This window comes from Paenibacillus albidus, from assembly GCF_014644435.1.
Classification (GTDB): domain Bacteria; phylum Bacillota; class Bacilli; order Paenibacillales; family Paenibacillaceae; genus Paenibacillus_AQ; species Paenibacillus_AQ albidus.
The window spans coordinates 1-17,530 of sequence record NZ_BMKR01000055.1 but is presented as its reverse complement, the minus strand read 5'-3'; the positions used below and the strand labels follow the sequence as shown (position 1 = coordinate 17,530).

The following is a 17,530-nucleotide window of genomic DNA, read 5'->3' as shown; positions in this document are numbered from 1 at the left end:
ATTAGTCGTTCATCGTCTGGAAGCGGTAACACCCTCATTTGCATTAAATTTCTCTGTCGCTTCCTTAATCACTTTGTCTCCGCCTTTGGACTTCCACTCCTCCACAACTTTAGGCCAATCTGAGATCGGTTCTTTTCCATAAACCATCTTGATCATGTGCGTCAAGAGCAGCGGCGGGGCTGTGTCCGAGTTAGGTGCGACATCCGGATTTCCGACCAGGGACTCCAGACGGGGATCGAAGGTGATGCCGTCCCTTCCCTCGTTCACAAGAAGCGTGTCGTAAATATTCATCAGCTTTTTCCCTTCTTCCGTCAGTGACAACGAACCTTTGTTATACTTTGTATCCTGCACAAGCCACAGGAACGATTGACGGTAACGTTCCTCGTCGACACCGGCTGAATCGGTCGGAGAATCGTAGGCAATCGTATCTCCGTTCATCGTATACGTGTCTCCTTCGATACCGTAAGTAAAGAACTTCTCGGCTTCCCCGGAAACCATCCAGTCGAAAAAGCGGATAATGCCTTCCGGATCAGTGGCATTCTTATTGATGAAATAGGCTCTTGTGACAGGACCGTATAAGTAATAGCCGCCTTTACCGTCTGGACCTACGGGTGAAGGTATGATCTCAATCTCCGCTTCCGGAACGGATTCCTTAAGCTGCTTCTCCCATTGAATCAGCTCGTTGGCGTTCATGGACCACATGCCCGCTTTACCGGACAATATCGAATTCTTAAACACCGTCGAGTTGATCGTGGCAAATTCTTTATTGATTAGGCCTTCCTCGTACATCGTTTTATACACGCTTAACGCCTGCTGCATGTTTTCACTGTCCATAAATTTCGGAACGATCTCGTTGCCCTGCTGCTCCATCATAGACAGGAACGGCTGTACGTCGTAAGCTCCAAAAAAAGTGTCAGCATATTTGAAATCTTCGCGTCCCATATATGGATTTTCTACACCGAGCTCTTTGAATGCGCGCAGCACCTTCAACGTTTCCTCTACTGTTGTTGGTACCTTCAGTCCGGTTTGGTCGAGCAGATCTTTACGGATCCAGGTCGCCCGTCTGGACGGATTGGATAAATATTCGGGAATCGCATAGATATGGCCGTCGTAAGTGACTTTATCCCAAGCCTCCTGGGGAATCGTCTTCAACAAATTTTGACCGTATTTCTGCAGCAGTTCTTCGAGCGGCTGAAACACCCCCGCCTCCACAGATCCAGCCATCTCTTTGCCGTTGACCCCGCCATCCCCCTGTACAACATCAGGGATGTCATTTGTTGCGAACATCTGCACCATCTTTTGCTCGTATTCCTTATGGGGCACAAGAATGATTTTCAGATTGGTGTCTGTAAATTCCTCCAGCTGCTTCACCCATTTATCCTCGTTAAGATTAGGCGATTTCTCAACGTACGTGTAGGCAAGCGTGCGCAAGGAGATCGAGAACTTCGTCTGTTCCGCCTGCCCGCCGCCGCTTGAAGCAGTTCCGCTATCCTTGGCGCATCCTGTAAGAATTGATGCCACAAGCAGCATAGCCGCTCCCGAGGTCATCCATTTGTTCATGCTACCCCTCTTTTCCTTGTAAGATAGTATAGGCATCTCATTATGTGAAGCGCTTTCAAAGCTAATCATAAAGGGTCCCCATCCTTTGGAACAATGGGGATCCTTTATGTGGTATTGGAGTTTTTTTAGGTATTGCTGATTGAATTGCTAGTAGGCTTTGTTTACCTCAATCTTCTGCGTAATGCCTGCCTCTGTAAAATACAAATGAAGGCCATGGTCCTGATCATCAATGAAATAAGGGACGTATTTCGGCTGCTCCATCCGGTAGGGGACGAGCAGTGTCACGATTCGGTGGGATACCGCCTGCCTGGTCTCCGCCGTCAAATGATAATGCTTCGGCAGCCCATCATACTCTGCTGGGTCCACTCCCTCGAACTTGTCGGTGCTGCTCAGCGCAAGTTCACCCGACGAACTGTAGATGAAGCTCCCGTCAAGCCCCGCTTTTGTTCCGTTGATCCGGAAGGTCTGGCCTTTGATCCTCAGCGGATGAACGGCATGAAATAACCATTGTACCGAATCCGCACGCGTAAGATCAATGCTGTCTACAATCACGAAATAGGACGACTGCAGAAAATAGATTTCACGAACGATACGCTGCAAATGCGGTACCGTATGCGCATAAGCCGCTGTAGCATCTGCACGGACATAACTAAGGCCGGGCTCTGAATAAGCCTCTTCAATGCGGCCCGTAGCTGCCATATTGTACACCTTGTTATTCTCGGCATATTGTCCGGCTCCACCGATCAGAATATTGTTTTTGGATCGCGTCTGACGCCGCCAGTTACGATGGAATGAACTGCCGTGAGCGATATAATACCCGGTGTCTGCGGCCAGAGGTTCTCCGAAAGCATGCAGAGTGAAGCTGTTCTGATCGGCATGGCTATGGCTGATGCTGCCGTACCTGCTTGATTTGGTCAGAAGCATAATATGATTGTCAGGATCCTCCATCTGATGATGCATGGCGACCCAACCCACGTCGCGGAACCATTTCAGCGGTTCAATGCCGATGGGCGGCTCCCCGTCGATCTGAGGGAAATCATGCCGGTAGACGAGCTCGTCAAAGTTAAAGTCCCACCAACCATAATTATAGAACATCCCTTCCGTACCAGGGTCATTGCTCTTGACCCGCTCATAATACCATTGGTACCAACGGTTCCCCGTAACACCTGCCAGCTGGCGGATATTGTATCCTGTCTTTAAATTTACCGGCTCCCCAAGCGTTGACTGGTCACCGAAGCTGGCTCGCATCGCATCAGGCGGATACACGTAGAGCGGAAAATCGCCGGTGCTCTGGAAAAATGGCCGCCTGTACAGATCAATGCCGGTGTAATTCCGCAGCAGATTGATAGCCTCGGTAACATAAGCCATTCCTGTCGTCCAATACATCGGACCTTCAGCCCAGCCTCCGTCGATTCCTCCCCAGGGGGAGTAGAGACAACTGAAGTATTCAACGGCGTAGTCCAGCCATTCCTTGGCGCATTCCTCCTCGTGAAGGAGTGCCAGACAGCAAGGCACCAATACAGATGAAAGCGAACGGACAGCATGGCTGTCGTAGGGCACATGATGGATTTTGGAACGGATGATCACATGCTGAGCCACTTGCTCCGTCCGCCGCAGCAGCTTGCCCTTGACCAGCTCCCGCTCTTCTTCGGTCAACGTGTCGCCGAGCCAGTCATACCCCCATGCAAGTGCCGCCGCAATCCGAAAAGCCGCCTCGTCGTTATAATCGCGGGAGGTTGTACCTTCTGTATCCCACCCCGCCACATGAAGCAGCCATCTCTTGGCCGCTCCCAGCAGCTGTTCGTCATGCAGCACACGTCCAGCGATACTCAAATGACGGATGGCATACAGCACCTCCTGACAGTCGATATACATCTGGCGCCATAACTTCGCGACCCGTTGGTTGTTTGGATAAGGTGAGGGCTCCGCTACTAAAGGAGCATCTATCCAGGGATTAACGGAATTCGCCATGAATTGATTCCAACCGCAAGAACTGGCATCGGAAGCAACATCCCGGGCCAATTCTTCCATTCCCGATGGGCTTAACCATAAACGGGGATGTCCCAGGCCGGTCCCTTCATAACGGTTCAGCCGGTCCGGCAGCGGTGTTTCCGCAAGTCCTGCCGGCAGCGTGAATCGGCGTGTTTGGCTCCAGGCCGTATGCTGCAAGGAGTCGGAATCCGTCATGGAATCCCCTTCCGCAAGAACAAGTGCGTAGCGCCAATAATATTCGCCAGCTTCAAACACCTCGCCGGGAGTATAAAAATTAAAGGCCAGCGGACCCATGGTTATTGTCGTACTCTCTTCAAAAGACGGCGCGGTTGAAAGTTGGAGTAAATAAGCAGCATCATCTTCCTGCTGTGCGGGCATCCAAGTAAACCGCGGCGGATTTTCGTTTAATACCATCCCCTCATCCGGCGCATAGTCGACATGAAACGGTCCGCTCACCGGTTGATAAAGGGGCTTCCGGACAGAAGTCTGCTTCATCTTAGTCACCTAAATCCCTCCCTGTTGTTTGTTATTATCGTTAACGCATGAACATGCCGCCGTTAATTTCAATGGTTTCACCTGTGATGAATGAAGCAAGCTCCGAGCATAGATACAGCGCGGCTCCAGCGACGTCGTCCGGATTGCCTTCCCGTCCCAGGGGAATTGAACGCACCGTTGAGATCCGTGCTTCCTCGGGTGTAAAGGTCGCATGAAACGCCGTTTGACCGATAAATCCCGGCGATAGGGCGTTTACGGTAATGCCGAATGGCGCGAGTTCCTTCGCCATCCCTTTAGTCAAGGCGATAACTGCTGCCTTGGAAGCCGCATAAATGGCAGCTCCAGGCCCTCCGCCGTTATGCGCAGCCAAGGAAGTCAGGTTAAGAATACGGCCACCGCCTGCGGATTTCATTCCCGGTATGACAGCTTTGGATACAAAGACGGCACTTTTCAAATTCACGTCCATAATTTTCTGATAAAGCTCCTCGCTCATATCGGTAATGCTGCTGCGTTCCACTAAATGACCGGCGTTATTGATTAACAGTTCAACAGGTCCGCCGAGCCGCGCCTCAATGCCGGTGATCATGGCGCCGATCGCTGCCGTGTCCGTTACATCTGCACAGAAGGCGGCTGCTTCACCGCCGGCATTTCGAATGGAAGCGGCCACCGATTCTGCCTGCTCCATATTGCGCAAGCCATTCACTGCGACTTTTGCTCCGTATTGTGCCAATTGTAGTGCGATTGCGGCACCGATTCCGCCGCTTGATCCCGTTACCAGTGCTACCTTGCCGCTCAAATCAATTTTCATATCAATAATCCTCCCTACTCAGATTCTTTTCAGCTGTTGATCCGCTGGCATGACCATCGTTATCGTTGTACCTATTCCCGAAGCGCTTTCAACCATCAGTCCATAGCTCTCTCCAAATACAAGCTGAATCCGGCGATGAACATTCAGCAGTCCGATGCCGCCCCGATGGTAGACTGTATCCTGCTCTTGTCCAGCCAACTGGTTCAATTCGATTCTTTTGTGCAGGATCTCAAGCTGCTCTTCCGTCATGCCTATTCCGTTATCCTGAACGATCACAAGAAACCGTTCATCCACTCTGCGGGCATCGATCCGAATAACATGGCCGCTCCCCATCCCTTGCGGGAAAGCATGCTGAACAATATTTTCTACCAGCGGCTGAAGCGTCAGACGGACCATTTTCTCAAGCAGCAGCGGCGGCGGTATAACCACCTCCACATCCAGCTCCCTGTTCATTCGGTATTTCAAGATGGATAAGTAGGCAAGAACGTGCTTCAGCTCATTCGCTACTGTAATCTCCTCCAGATTGGTCTGGATTGAGTAGCGGAGCATCAGCGCCATCGCTTCTACCATAGAAGTGATTTCTTCCGAATCCTGTACGACTGCATAACATTTAATCGTTTCCAGCGTGTTATATACAAAATGTGGATTAATCTGCAACTGGAGCGCCTGAAATTCAGCGCGGTGCCGTTCCAGAACCTCCTGCTGCAGCTTGATCTCCGACTTCTGCCTGTTCAGCTCCGCTTCATATACATTCTCAATCATTTCCGAGAGCCGGGTGACCATTAAATTGTAGCGGTGAATGAGGATGCCGACTTCATCCCTCCTTTCGCCCATCCCGAGCTTCTGCCAATTCCCCATTTCTGTCTGCCTCATTCCTTTGATTAGCACACGGATGGGATCTATTAACGAGGTTCCGAGCCGGTAGGCGAGAATAAGCGCAATAAAGAGTGTTATCGCGCCTACCCACACGGTTGCAGTCCGTATAGTCGTAATCGGCTTATGCAGCTCAGCCAGAGGGACGGAAGCAACAATCCGCCAGCCGGAATAAGCGGAATGCTCGGATATGAACAATCTGTCCGTACCGTTTGCGCTTAACTGCAGGGAGCCGGCATCCTTGCTCATTACCGCTTTTATCGCTTCCGGGGGTAGCCCGTCGCCGGCTCCTTCCTGATCCGGTGAGTATATAATCGTCCCCTTCTGATCGAGCACATAATGATAGCCGCCGCGTCCCAGATCGAGCTCTCCCCAAATGGTATCCAGCTCAAGCGCATTGAATTCGATGGCCAATATGCCGTTAGGCGTATAGGAAGAGAGTCCTCTAATTCTCCGGGCAATGGTAATCACATTCGGTTTTTGTCCGCTGCGAATACTTCGCGTGAGAATTGCCGACTCCCCGTTTGCCGGTATTGCGGCGAGCAGTTCTTCATATTGGCGGACCGCATCGATCTGAGGAACCCCGATTAAATTTTGATTGTCATCTGCCACCATTCGCCCGTTCTGCCCGATAATGTACAGAAATCCGATTTGCGGATACAGCAGGAAAGTAGGCTGATAGGTATCCATCTTAATCTGCCGGCTGTATTCATAATAGGAGTAGCTGTCGTCGGGCTCCATATCCAGGAAGTGCTTGACGTTATTGTTGGACAGAATGGAGTAGGTCGCTCTGTCATAGTTCCGCAAATACAAATCGGTCTGATAAACCGTATTCCGAATCGTCTGGGCGATATTGCCGGCCAGTTGGTTATTCAGCTCCGAGGAGGCATAGGAATAAGTAAAAATGCCGATGGCAGACAGCGATAGCGTAATAATCGCGGCGAAGTGAATAAAGAGGCGGGCCGATAAGCTTTGCTTCATTATTCAATACCGATCCGGTTGCGATACTCAGACGGAGTATAGCCCGTAACTTTTTTGAACGTTTTTGTGAAATGCGGATGATCGGCATAACCAACCTCATAGGAGATGTCCGTTATGCGGTATTTGGGCTGCTCCAGCATCCGCTTGGCGAGTTCCATTTTCCTCCTTATCCGGTATTGAACAAAGGTTTCCCTCGTCGCCTGCTTAAATAATTGACTGAAGTAGGAAGCGTTGAGGCCAAGCTTCTCCGCCACTTCCTCTAAAGATATTTCGCGGGTCAAATTCTGTTCGATAAATGCTTTCGCTTCATCGACAGGATTTTTGCGCTTGCTGCTGCGTCTTTCTTTCAGCGTTAGCATTAAGGATTGTATACTTTGCTCGAAAGACTTAAAACCTGCTTCCGAAGTATCGTGCAGATTGATATCGCTCACGTTATGAAACGCTTCCCCGTCGTGCTCATTTAATTTGGCCACGATCAGGCCGAACAGCATCCGTAAGAGCTCCGGCACCTGTTCCGGCTTCAACGCATAAGAAGAATAATGGCAACGCCATGCCTCCATTTGCTCTTCCACATCCGTGTATCGCAGCTCCCATATGGAGCGCTCCAGCCGTGCAGCCCAATCATTCAACTCCATGACAGGCACCAGTGAAACGGAAGGCGATTCGGCAGTGAGCAGCTTGCGCAATACATCGCCGAGCTCTTGTCGGCCAACGGGTTTCAGCAGATAGCTTTTGACACCATATTCCATACAACTTCTCGCATATTCAAAGTCAGAATAACCGGAGATCACGACGATACGAACATGACTCTTCAGCTCCGACAGCTTGCGGCATAACTCCATCCCGTCCATTACGGGCATACGGATATCCGTGAACAGAAAATGCGGACTAAAGGATTTAACCAGTGAAAGTGCCTCTTCGCCATGCTCCGCATGTTTGATTTGACATTCGAACAGACCCGCTTGTTCAATCATTTTGGCCAGTCCAATTCTTATCATCGGCTCGTCGTCGACAATCAATATTCTGAACATAGGATCCCTCCGCTTCCTAACGACTGTATTGCTTACCCTTTAGGATTTGACGGAGCCTACCATTATCCCTTTTACAAAATGGCGCTGAAGGAACGGATAAATAATAATGATCGGCAGGGTCGCGATGATGATGGTCGCCATTTTGATGCCTTCCGGTGAAGTATGCGCAAGTGAGCTGTACATGGAGGAACCGGAATCGACAGAAATCTCATCGCTTTCAAACAGCTTCTTCAGCATGACTTGAATCGGCCACCAGGCCGAATCGTTCAAATAATAAAGCGCAGTAGAATAGGAGTTCCAATGGCTGACTGCGTAAAAAATACCGAGCGAAGCCATCACCGGTTTAGACAGCGGAAGAATAATCCGGCCGATGATACCCAGCTCTCCACAACCATCGATGCGGGCAGCGTCGATCAATTCCGTTGGCAGCTGGGCAAAAAAAGAGCGCATGACGAAAAAGTTAAAAGCATTAATAGCTCCCGGTACGATGAGAACCAGGGGATTGTTAACGAGATGCAGCTCTCTCATTAGAATAAAATTCGGGATGAGCGGTGCCGAGAATACGACCGTAATCAAGACGAACATTACGATAAAGCCGCGTCCTTTGTACTCTGTACGGGAAATGGGGTACGCCAGCGATGCCGTAGCGACGAGATTGACGAACGTCCCGACAAGCGTTACGCCGACCGACACGGCAAATGCCCTCCAGAACGAAAAATCGCCGAATACATATTCATAATTGATCCACGTAAAAGCAACCGGCCAGAAACTCACCTCTCCGTTCATAATTGCTTCGGAGCTGCTTAAGGATTGGGCAAGTACATTGACGAACGGCAATATCATTGTCAACGACAGCAGAGAAAGAAAGATAAGATTAACAACGTTGAATATCCGGTAACGGACACTGGGTAACCGCATCATCATGCCTCCCTTGTCAATACAAACTTTCACCGGTCGTTTTTTTGCTGAATATATTTCCGATCATAATCAGCACAAGTCCCACGACAGATTTAAACAAACCGATGGCAGTCGTATAACTGTATTGCTGGGACATCAGCCCCGCCTTATAAATGTACGTATCGAGAATTTCGCCGGAGCCTGTGTTTAAGGGATTCAAGAACACATAGACCCGCTCGAACCCGAGATCCATAAATTTCCCGATATGAAGCAAGAGTAAAATAGTTATGGTTGGCAGCAGTGACGGAAGCGTTATTGACCATATTTGTTTCAGCCGTCCGGCGCCATCCACCTCCGCCGCTTCATACAGATCGGGATTGATTCCCGCAATCGCAGCCAAAAAGATAATGGTGCCGTACCCGGAATCACGCCATATCCCTGAGCCAATCAAGATGGTTCGAATATAGGAATCTTCCCCCAAAAAATAGATGGGTTCCAGGCCAAGCAAGCCTAACGCTTTATTAACAACTCCCGCATCTGTTGAGAAAATGCCTATAAATATACCGCTGATAACGACCCATGACAAGAAATGGGGCATGTACACGATTGTCTGAAGAAATCGTTTATACACCACAAGCCGAACCTCGTTCAGCAGAATAGCCAATACGATAGGAACCGGAAAGGCGATCACAAGATCGTACAGCCCAAGCAGCAGTGTATTGTTCAATATCCGCAAGAAATCATAGTGTGCAAACATCGTGCGAAAATGCTCCAGGCCTACCCATTCGCTTCCGCTAAATCCTTTGAAAATGTTATAATTCTGGAAAGCGATAACCGAACCGAAGAGGGGGACGTATTTAAAAATCAGAAAATAGAGTATGCCTGGAATGGATAGGAGATAAAGCGTCCGGTATCTCCACAGATAACGGCTTGTACTACTGATTCTTTCATTTAAGCTGCTGCTTATCCTCTGGCGGGGAGACTCCCGGCCCGTCGGCATAGTGTCCATCGATTTCAAGTCATTCTCCCCCTTTTGGACTCTGCTGCTTTCTAAGGTTCTCCGGGACATTCTCATCCCAGGGTATCTCATTAAATAAGACGGAGATGTAGGCGGGTTCGCGGTCAATAATCCGGGACAGTTCCCGGGTGAACACCTCTACTATTTCTTGCTTCTGGGATTCCGTTCTGCCCTCATACATCGTGATCGAAATTTCAGGCATGTGAACCGCTCCTTTCTCGTATTTTGTAACCGCTTTAATGAGTTCATCTTATCCTTGTTCATAAAGAGCGACAATGGACTCCCTTTTCGTTCACTTGTGTTTTTTTTAGGTTCTTTTTATTAAAAGGTTATGTTAATGTGATGATATTATTGAAATATATTCCAGGGAGATGAATTCGTGAAATTTGTTATTATATTTGGTCCGCAGGCGGTAGGAAAAATGACAGTGGGACATGAACTGGAAAAGGTAACTGAACTAAAGTTGTTCCACAACCACATGACGATTGAATTGCTGGCTCCCATTTTTGGCTTTAGTCATGAAATGTGGAGATTAGTGAATAAATTTCGTCAAGACATATTTGAAGTCGCCGCCGTCAGTGATATGTATGGATTGATTTTCACTTATGTATGGGGATTCGATTTGCAGAGTGATTGGGACTTTGTTGATAAAATTTGTAAAACAATCGAAGAAAATGATGGCGTAGTGTATTTTGTTGAGCTTGAAGCCGATCTTGAGAAAAGAATTGAGCGTAACAAAACTCCTCACAGGCTTGAACACAAACCAACAAAGAGGGATGTCGCCCGTTCTGAACAGGATTTAATACAGACAATGGAGCAACATCGATTGAACTCATTCGAGGGAGAAATTAATAGAGAAAATTACATAAGAATTAACAACACAAATTTAACTGCTTGTGAGGTTACTGAAATCATAAAGAACAGATTTAATTTATAACCACTTTAATTTACTCATGTTGAAAATCAACATTAAGATTTAACATTGCCTAATAAAAAGGCCCTAACCTCTCGAAAAACGAGTAGATTAGGGCCTTCCTTGTTTTATCAAATAATGGTAATAGACTCTGCCTTATACTTCCTCCAAATATTCAGCCAACTGGTCGAAGGTGCCTCTGAAGCCATGATTCATCGAGTCGAACATGCCTTTGTAAAAGTCCATTTCTTCTACTGACATGTTGATCGGCGTGCCGGTTAAGGTGATGATAGTCTTACCCTTTGCTTCTGTGAAGAGCACTTCGTTGCGGATTTCCAGAGGGAACATGTCGCTGAATGGCGCGCGGACGATTTGGCCTTCGGGATCTGAAAAAGAGCTGACGTACACGATCCTCTCCGGTGACTCCGCCACCAAATAGGCAAACCTAGCCCACATGTCTGGCCCTTCTGGATACATTAACTTGAAGTGAAATACACCACCGGGACGAAAATCCATCCGGGCTACTTCGAGCTTGGAACCTTTGGGACCCCACCAGTTCTTCAGGTGCTCCGCCTCAGACCATACTTTGAACACCAGATCGCGTGGTGCGGCGAACTCCCGTGTAATCACCAGTTCGTTATTCTCAGACATTTGTAATCCTCCCGAGCTTCAATTTTGGCAAGTCTACTCCTTGTGATCCTTATTGTTGTCCACTTGTTGCAGTTGATGCAGGTAATCATCCAGGTTATCGAATTTTTCCTCCCACATCCGGCGATACGTCTGAAGCCAAGTCTCTAACTCTTGAAGCGGTACGGTCCGTAGCTGGTAAATCCGTTTATTCGCGCTGGGCTCGACCTGCACAAGCCCCGCTTCGGCAAGAACCCGAAGATGTTTGGAGGTCTGGGGCTGACTGAGCTCAAGACGTTCCGCAATAATCCCTACCGGCAAAGATCCCTCCTTCAATAGCTCGACAATACCGAACCTGTTGGGGTCAGCAAGCGCCCTGAAAACCATCACGTTCATCTAGCCATCCACTCCAACGTCTTTGTTCCTGTTTAGAATATAACCAAAAAAGAATATTCCTGTCAAGGAATATTCCGCGTTCAGAAACAGCGGTGAAAATAACGTTCCCCCATAAAGCTAGTCCAGCATCAGCCTTTAAAAGGCGGGAATAGATGGAGCGCATTCGAAAGCTACCTCCCGGGAGGCACGCTGTAAGCCTAGGGCGGAGATCGCCAGAGTGCACTTTATACATCAGGATGAGCAAAAGTAGGCTTGTTTTAGGATTTCAGTGTATTTGGTGCAGCAGGAACCGCAGCATTAGCCGAAAAGTGCCTTATGGCCATCCTTTGAATGTACAAAATACATCATGATGGATATTTGAGCCTGGTTTAAATCATTCTGAGGTACTATATATCGTAGATACATTTCCCTCCTGAGTTAGCAACGGAGTTGTGCATATATTTGCGTGGTTGAGGCTTTCTTATGACCCAGCATACCTTGGATGAAATCCAATGGGGCACCGTTATCAAGGAGTTGGCATGTAAAGGTATGTCGAAAGCGATGCGGATAAACATTCGCTTCAATTTCTCCTCGATCTGCAAGCCGTTTTAATGCCCAGGGACGAAACGAATTCGATGCCCTAGGCTGCTTGGCTTCAAACGATCTGCTTGTTTCGCCAAACATTCCTTCAGCATTGTCAACGTAATTTCCGCTATCTCGGGATCACTTAGTTCCGTCATTAGCATTTTGTTCTGGAGAGCGTAGGCATTCAATGTTCTCGGACTAAATCCTTGAATTCGTTTATCAGCCTCATACAGATGCCATAACTCACTTAACTTCATATAAAATCTTCCCCTTAGAATCTATTACATCTAGGTTTGCTTCTAAAGAGAGGTTTTAATCTTCTAACCTGCTTGAGCTAACGTTTCCCGTTAGAGCTTAATCAACAGCAGACAAAGGTCGAGTTTTGGTTTTATTGCGAAATAAGCCGTACACTTGATAAATAGCTTATCGGCAATCGGTATACATTCTTGGCCTTTTTCGGTATTCGGTACATATTCTTGACATTGCACATTGCCAAGAATATGTACCGATAAAACAAAAAAACCACGATATACGCGGTAATTAATCGGCTCATATTCTTGACATCCGACAGATGATGCTCCACTGTTGCTTGAGGTCTTACCCTGGCAGGTTGATTGTACTTAGCAAATCTGATCGCATATATTTAGTAAGCTAAATATATATTGAAGAAATAGAGAGTTATAATATATTCCTCTCTATTTGTTGCATTAATTGTCTTAATATCAACCGATCTTCCGTAGAAATGGATTGAAGTAATTTTTCCTGCTGCTCCCTCCATTTAATCTCAACCGGTGTCTCTAATTCTTTGCCTTTGTCCGTTAGAAAAATACGCATGATCCTTGCATCTTGTTTATCACGTTTACGATATATAAATCCGTTCTGCTCCAGTGATTTAACCATGTTCGTTACCGTTGGCGGTTCGCATTTCAAGTGTTCACATAGTTGCATTTGTGTTACCCCATCACCCAACCACAGACGATACAGCAAATTATCTTGCCCTATGAAATTTAATAAAGTAGTATCAGTTCTTAAAAAGTAAAAAAGCGAAAGATCGAGGATCCCTAATGGATTCTTGATCTTTCGCTTTTACTTAGAGATATTCCCACGCTAATGTCCATACGTGAAATTTTAGCCATTCATGACACAATGCGAAGCAATTATAGCCTCTGTCATGAATTATCTCTCCCTGTCATCCGGATTATATTTAGCAGACTGCGAATTATCCGCTTAGCCTCAACAAGCGTGGTATAGCTACCAAGCTGGACAGTCAAATCGATAAGAGAAACATTAGTAGTCGGATTTTTTCAGGTTCTTCTGGGTCTATTAATTGGTGGTTTTTGGATTTTCATAATTAATTGCAAAAACGGACGAATGGCACTTACCGGGCCGTTCGTCCGTTTTATTATGCACAGTTAAATAGTGAACGGTTCAAAATGGCGTACATTTTCGAGGCTACCGCTGTATAAAATCCCCCGCGATATAAAACGAACAATTAGCGCGGGAGAAGCAGTTGATACCGTCGGTTACTGCGTCGTCTTTACCGCTTATTTCTACGTGAAAGTCCGTAATTGCCTCGATAGTAGCTGGTCCGTAAACGTGGTCATCGAAGTATACGTATATCGGCGTTCGTTTAGCGGCGGCTAGAATTAGGTCGCTCGTCGTGGTTAGCGGTTTCATGGCGGAATCACCTCGTATAGAATGGCGGGCTACTCGATTAACTTAAACTCTCCGGAATTAACAAAATATTTTTTTTATTTTCGCGTGTCGATAATGTTTGACATTAGGTGAAAACTCATCTATCATAATATATGACCACGTGGTCATGTGGTGATTTCACATGATTTACAATTTTAAGCTAACAATACGAGTTTATGATGAGGAGCTGACTTATTTTGACTATTAAATCTAATTCGAAGAAATATTTATTGTTAATGGTAATGGCTTTAGGTGTCGGATTGTTTGGAAATGCAGGACCCAGCCATGCGAGTATCGAGCCGTCGAACAAAAGTAAGCAAACGTTAGTGCTCCAAAATGCAACTGTTGTGGATGTTCAGTCTGGGAAATTGAAGGAAGATCAAACGATAATCGTTGTAGGCAACAAGATTCAACAGATTGGAGACAGCGATGAAGTTAAGATACCAGAAGAAGCACAAGTGCGCGACGCTGCAGGCCAATATGTCATTCCCGGTTTGTGGGATATGCACACACACTTATTTAACGACTATAAGCAGGCTTTTCCGTTATTTCTGAGCAATGGGGTAACAGGCGTAAGAGATATGGGGGCGAATCTGAAAAGCATCGATTTATGGAAAAAAGCGATCAAAGACGGAATGAATGCACCGCGAATTGCCTATGCAGGATCGACGTTAGTGCAAGGCGCGAATATGCCCCACCTGTTTGATGTGAGAACGGAGAAACAAGCGCGCGAAGCCGTTCGTCTCATGGCCAAGAAAGGCGCGGATCACATTAAGGTATATTCCGAACTGCCGCGTCCGCTTTTCTTCGCCGCTGCGGACGAAGCGAATAAGCTCGGACTACCCGTTACAGGTCATTTGCCTATGTTGGTTCGCGCCACAGAGGCGGTCCGAGTGGGAATGAAGAGCATGGAACACATGAATGGTATGTTTATCGCGACCTCAAGCCTAGAAGAAGATCTGTTAAAAAATCCAAAATTGATAGATATGAAATTTATGGAGAAATCCGAAATTAGAGCGGCGAAATCTTATGATCCGAAGCGTGCGGCAAAGCTGTTCCAGGCGTTTAAGCAGAACGAAGTTTGGCAAGTGCCGACGTTGGTCGTGTTGAACACTCTATTTAAGACAGAGCAGCTTAGCGAGCGAGCGAAATATGCGCCGACGGAGATTCAGAAACAATGGGTTCAAACTCTTCGACAAATCAAGAATAACCCGAAAGAGTTTGTTCAAACGAGGGAATACAACTCCTTTTTACCGGGTTTAGTCCGGAAAATGAACGAGGCTGGCGTTCCATTGCTTGCCGGAACGGATGCCGCGTTCTTGCTTCCGAATACAGTATACGGTTTTTCCTTGCACGACGAGCTTGAACTGCTCGTGAAGAGCGGTCTTACTCCGCTCCAAGCGTTGCAGACGGCAACGCTTAATCCGGCGAAATACCTTGACAGAGAACATGAGCTTGGTACCGTCGAAGAGGGCAAGCTGGCCGATCTGGTTTTGCTCGCAGCGAATCCGCTGAAGGACATTCGGAATACGACGGCGATTTCCGCCGTTATATTGGACGGAAAGCTAATGGAGAAGCAGGATTTGACGAAAGCGATCAAAACGTACCAGGTGATAAAAATGTCGGACGTGAAGAACCAGCCGCAATCGTCGCAACCGCATATACACTAATCGGAGCTTGATCAGTAAGCTGAAATTAGAGTATAATACATGGCTGAGGGACAAAATCCGATAAAGAGGTTGAGTCATGAATATCGAGATGTTCGAGCGATTGCCGCAGGAAAAACAAGAGAAGATTTTGCAAGCTTGTTTGGACGAGTTCGCCGCTTATGGATTCGATGCCGCTTCGACGAACCGGATCGTGAAGCAGGCAGGCATCCCTAAAGGTTCGTTGTTTCAATATTTCGGCGGTAAAGAGTCTTTATTTCTTTATATGATCGAAAGGATAGAAAGCGAGAATGAGCGGATCTCGAGAGATCAGATCGAGGCCATACCGTCAGATTTTTTCGAGGCCATTATTCACCTTTTCGTAAAGGATCTTGAATATTTGAAATCTAGTCCTAAAGTCGTTCAATTAATGCGTATCATTATAAGCCAGCCGCTACACCCGGTGTATCAAAAAGCTCAGGCACTTGGGGGACAAGAAAATTCCGGACAATTCCGGGAAATCATATCTGCCATACCTCGGGATCAACTACGGGATGATATTGATTTTGAAGATGTGATCAAAATCATATCGGTAATTATTGAGGCGCTGGAACATCGTATGAATAAGCTGGTCATTGCAAGGGAAGGTAGCCTTGAGCAGATGAGTCGAGAGCTGGAAGTAATTATCCAAGATTTTCGTGAATTTTTTGCCATGCTGCGTTTTGGTGTCTACAAAAGATGAAGTAGCGCATGTGAATATCTTTTCTAAAGAAGCGGGTATTGGCTCTGTGCCAGTCCCTGCTTTTCTTCGTTTCCACCTCTAGGTTACCCCATTTCCGAAAAATTAAAGAGTCTTTAAGGTGAAATCTCAAAATTCTGCTATAGTGAATGAGTCGATTGTAAAAAGAGGAGGAAATTTGAATTATGAGTGAACGCAACGAAAATGAGTGGAACGATAAGGAGCAACAGCTTACGAACGAGGAAGTTGAAAAAGATATCGACAAAGATATCGAAGTGAGCGAAGAGAACGATTATCACGGTGATATACCCTATGCTAAAAAACTGTTTCTTCAGAACTGATAGTCGTTACCTCATATATGGAGACTTTTTGTATGAAAGCGGCAGCAGAGCCATGGAAGCTATATTACGGAAAGCGCCTGAGGTTACTGCTGTCTTCGCTGCCAGTGACGAAATGGCGATTGGTGCCCTTTCCATCGTTACGAAACATGGAATGAATGTACCTGAAGATATCTCCATCATGGGATACGACGATCTTCGTTTAGCCCGGATGGTCAATCCGCCATTGACTACGGTGCGCCAGCCGCTATATGACATTGGAATGATCGCTTCCGAGAAGCTGATCGGCATGATTGAAACGGGGGAGCCCGCGAAGAGTCAAATCTGTACCCACTCCATTGTGGAAAGACAAACGGTTAGAGCAATTACCTAAATGTTTTATCAATCAAAGTAAACATTTAAATCTGGTTGCTTTGATGCCTTACCGCTCATGCTCCTACTCTGTCTTTAAACTCGACAATGACAGCGTGCGTTTACAATTACATGCCATTTTTAGTCCGTAATCTCCCTCATTCCCCCTTCGAAAGATTCTTTTTGGCTCGACAATAACCTTCTCTCGCCTTTTACGGCTAAAGAAGGTTTAACGTGACTATTCCAAGGCAGGGATGCTATATTTTCAGCTCCCCAAGCTTGATCAGCACGACAACTGCTTGTGAACGGACTTTATCATTTAGTTTCGTATTCTTCTTCCAGAAGCCAGCATACTCCAAACAGGTCAATAACAATGCCCGATAATTGACCTCTGCTATGGCTGAAGCAGGATGTAAAAATAACGTCTTCTTTCATATGTTTTATGTCATTCGTTCTCATGTCGTAGCCTTTATGAAACGTGTCAACCAGTCCCCACTTGAAGTTATTGACCGACTATTCGTTACGGTATAGCATTTTTCAGTTCAATCTATATAGACCGCAATTAAGATCATAACCTGACAAGCAAGCGATCAACGGTATCCAGCG

At 46.8% G+C, this 17,530-nt stretch carries 18 protein-coding genes; 5 read left to right on the top strand and 13 right to left on the bottom strand.

Going from position 1 to position 17,530, the window contains the following annotated elements; all coding sequences use genetic code 11:
• Positions 1–9: 9 nt before the first annotated feature.
• The 8 genes from IEY53_RS32590 to IEY53_RS32555 all read right to left on the bottom strand — a co-directional run bounded on the left by IEY53_RS32590 (position 10) and on the right by IEY53_RS32555 (position 9,857).
• Positions 10–1,560, bottom strand: coding sequence for an extracellular solute-binding protein (locus tag IEY53_RS32590; protein WP_189032214.1), 1,551 nt, complete (start codon positions 1,558–1,560; stop codon positions 10–12).
• Positions 1,561–1,707: 147 nt separating this feature from the next.
• Complete coding sequence (locus IEY53_RS32585) at positions 1,708–4,047, bottom strand: DUF4962 domain-containing protein (protein ID WP_189032251.1); 2,340 nt, start codon at positions 4,045–4,047, stop codon at positions 1,708–1,710.
• 40 nt (positions 4,048–4,087) lie between these two features.
• The gene (locus IEY53_RS32580; protein ID WP_189032213.1) at positions 4,088–4,855 is read right to left on the bottom strand and encodes an SDR family NAD(P)-dependent oxidoreductase; all 768 of its coding nucleotides are present in this window, start codon (positions 4,853–4,855) and stop codon (positions 4,088–4,090) included.
• Positions 4,856–4,873: 18 nt separating this feature from the next.
• On the bottom strand, positions 4,874–6,709 hold the full coding sequence (locus IEY53_RS32575) for a cache domain-containing sensor histidine kinase (protein WP_189032212.1): 1,836 nt from the start codon (positions 6,707–6,709) through the stop codon (positions 4,874–4,876).
• Positions 6,709–7,740 carry a response regulator gene (locus IEY53_RS32570; protein ID WP_189032211.1) on the bottom strand — a complete coding sequence of 344 codons (1,032 nt, stop codon included), beginning with the start codon at positions 7,738–7,740 and terminating at the stop codon, positions 6,709–6,711. Before IEY53_RS32570 ends, IEY53_RS32575 begins: the two co-directional genes overlap by 1 nt.
• A gap of 39 nt (positions 7,741–7,779) precedes the next feature.
• Complete coding sequence (locus tag IEY53_RS32565; RefSeq protein WP_189032210.1) at positions 7,780–8,658, bottom strand: carbohydrate ABC transporter permease; 879 nt, start codon at positions 8,656–8,658, stop codon at positions 7,780–7,782.
• A gap of 16 nt (positions 8,659–8,674) precedes the next feature.
• Complete coding sequence (locus IEY53_RS32560) at positions 8,675–9,646, bottom strand: ABC transporter permease (RefSeq protein WP_373293973.1); 972 nt, start codon at positions 9,644–9,646, stop codon at positions 8,675–8,677.
• Positions 9,647–9,656: 10 nt separating this feature from the next.
• A complete protein-coding gene (locus tag IEY53_RS32555; protein WP_189032209.1) occupies positions 9,657–9,857 on the bottom strand; it encodes a tautomerase family protein in 201 nt (66 codons plus the stop codon).
• A gap of 177 nt (positions 9,858–10,034) precedes the next feature.
• On the opposite strand from IEY53_RS32555, the gene IEY53_RS32550 reads away from it, so the two are divergent.
• Positions 10,035–10,592, top strand: a complete 558-nt coding sequence (locus tag IEY53_RS32550) for a DEAD/DEAH box helicase family protein (protein ID WP_189032208.1) — start codon at positions 10,035–10,037, stop codon at positions 10,590–10,592.
• Between the two features lie 132 nt (positions 10,593–10,724).
• Here the strand turns inward: IEY53_RS32550 and IEY53_RS32545 are convergent, their stop codons facing one another.
• From IEY53_RS32545 to IEY53_RS32530, 5 genes are all read right to left on the bottom strand, one after another.
• On the bottom strand, positions 10,725–11,219 hold the full coding sequence (locus IEY53_RS32545) for an SRPBCC family protein (RefSeq protein ID WP_189032207.1): 495 nt from the start codon (positions 11,217–11,219) through the stop codon (positions 10,725–10,727).
• Between the two features lie 33 nt (positions 11,220–11,252).
• Positions 11,253–11,591, bottom strand: a complete 339-nt coding sequence (locus IEY53_RS32540) for an ArsR/SmtB family transcription factor (RefSeq protein WP_189032206.1) — start codon at positions 11,589–11,591, stop codon at positions 11,253–11,255.
• A 417-nt stretch (positions 11,592–12,008) separates the two neighbouring features.
• Positions 12,009–12,254, bottom strand: a complete 246-nt coding sequence (locus tag IEY53_RS35535) for a tyrosine-type recombinase/integrase (RefSeq protein ID WP_229696472.1) — start codon at positions 12,252–12,254, stop codon at positions 12,009–12,011.
• On the bottom strand, positions 12,179–12,412 hold the full coding sequence (locus tag IEY53_RS35530; protein ID WP_229696471.1) for an integrase: 234 nt from the start codon (positions 12,410–12,412) through the stop codon (positions 12,179–12,181). The genes IEY53_RS35535 and IEY53_RS35530 overlap by 76 nt, the downstream gene beginning before the upstream one ends.
• A gap of 421 nt (positions 12,413–12,833) precedes the next feature.
• Complete coding sequence (locus tag IEY53_RS32530; protein ID WP_268240837.1) at positions 12,834–13,142, bottom strand: MarR family winged helix-turn-helix transcriptional regulator; 309 nt, start codon at positions 13,140–13,142, stop codon at positions 12,834–12,836.
• A 905-nt stretch (positions 13,143–14,047) separates the two neighbouring features.
• On the opposite strand from IEY53_RS32530, the gene IEY53_RS32525 reads away from it, so the two are divergent.
• From IEY53_RS32525 to IEY53_RS32510, 4 genes are all read left to right on the top strand, one after another.
• Entirely contained in the window at positions 14,048–15,520 is a 1,473-nt protein-coding gene (locus tag IEY53_RS32525) for an amidohydrolase family protein (protein WP_189032204.1), read from the top strand.
• A 76-nt stretch (positions 15,521–15,596) separates the two neighbouring features.
• On the top strand, positions 15,597–16,238 hold the full coding sequence (locus IEY53_RS32520; protein ID WP_189032202.1) for a TetR/AcrR family transcriptional regulator: 642 nt from the start codon (positions 15,597–15,599) through the stop codon (positions 16,236–16,238).
• A gap of 182 nt (positions 16,239–16,420) precedes the next feature.
• Positions 16,421–16,576: a hypothetical protein gene (locus IEY53_RS32515; RefSeq protein ID WP_189032200.1), complete on the top strand. Its 156-nt coding sequence runs from the start codon at positions 16,421–16,423 to the stop codon at positions 16,574–16,576.
• Positions 16,548–16,946 carry a substrate-binding domain-containing protein gene (locus tag IEY53_RS32510; RefSeq protein WP_268240836.1) on the top strand — a complete coding sequence of 133 codons (399 nt, stop codon included), beginning with the start codon at positions 16,548–16,550 and terminating at the stop codon, positions 16,944–16,946. The genes IEY53_RS32515 and IEY53_RS32510 overlap by 29 nt, the downstream gene beginning before the upstream one ends.
• The last annotated feature ends 584 nt before the right edge of the window (positions 16,947–17,530 follow it).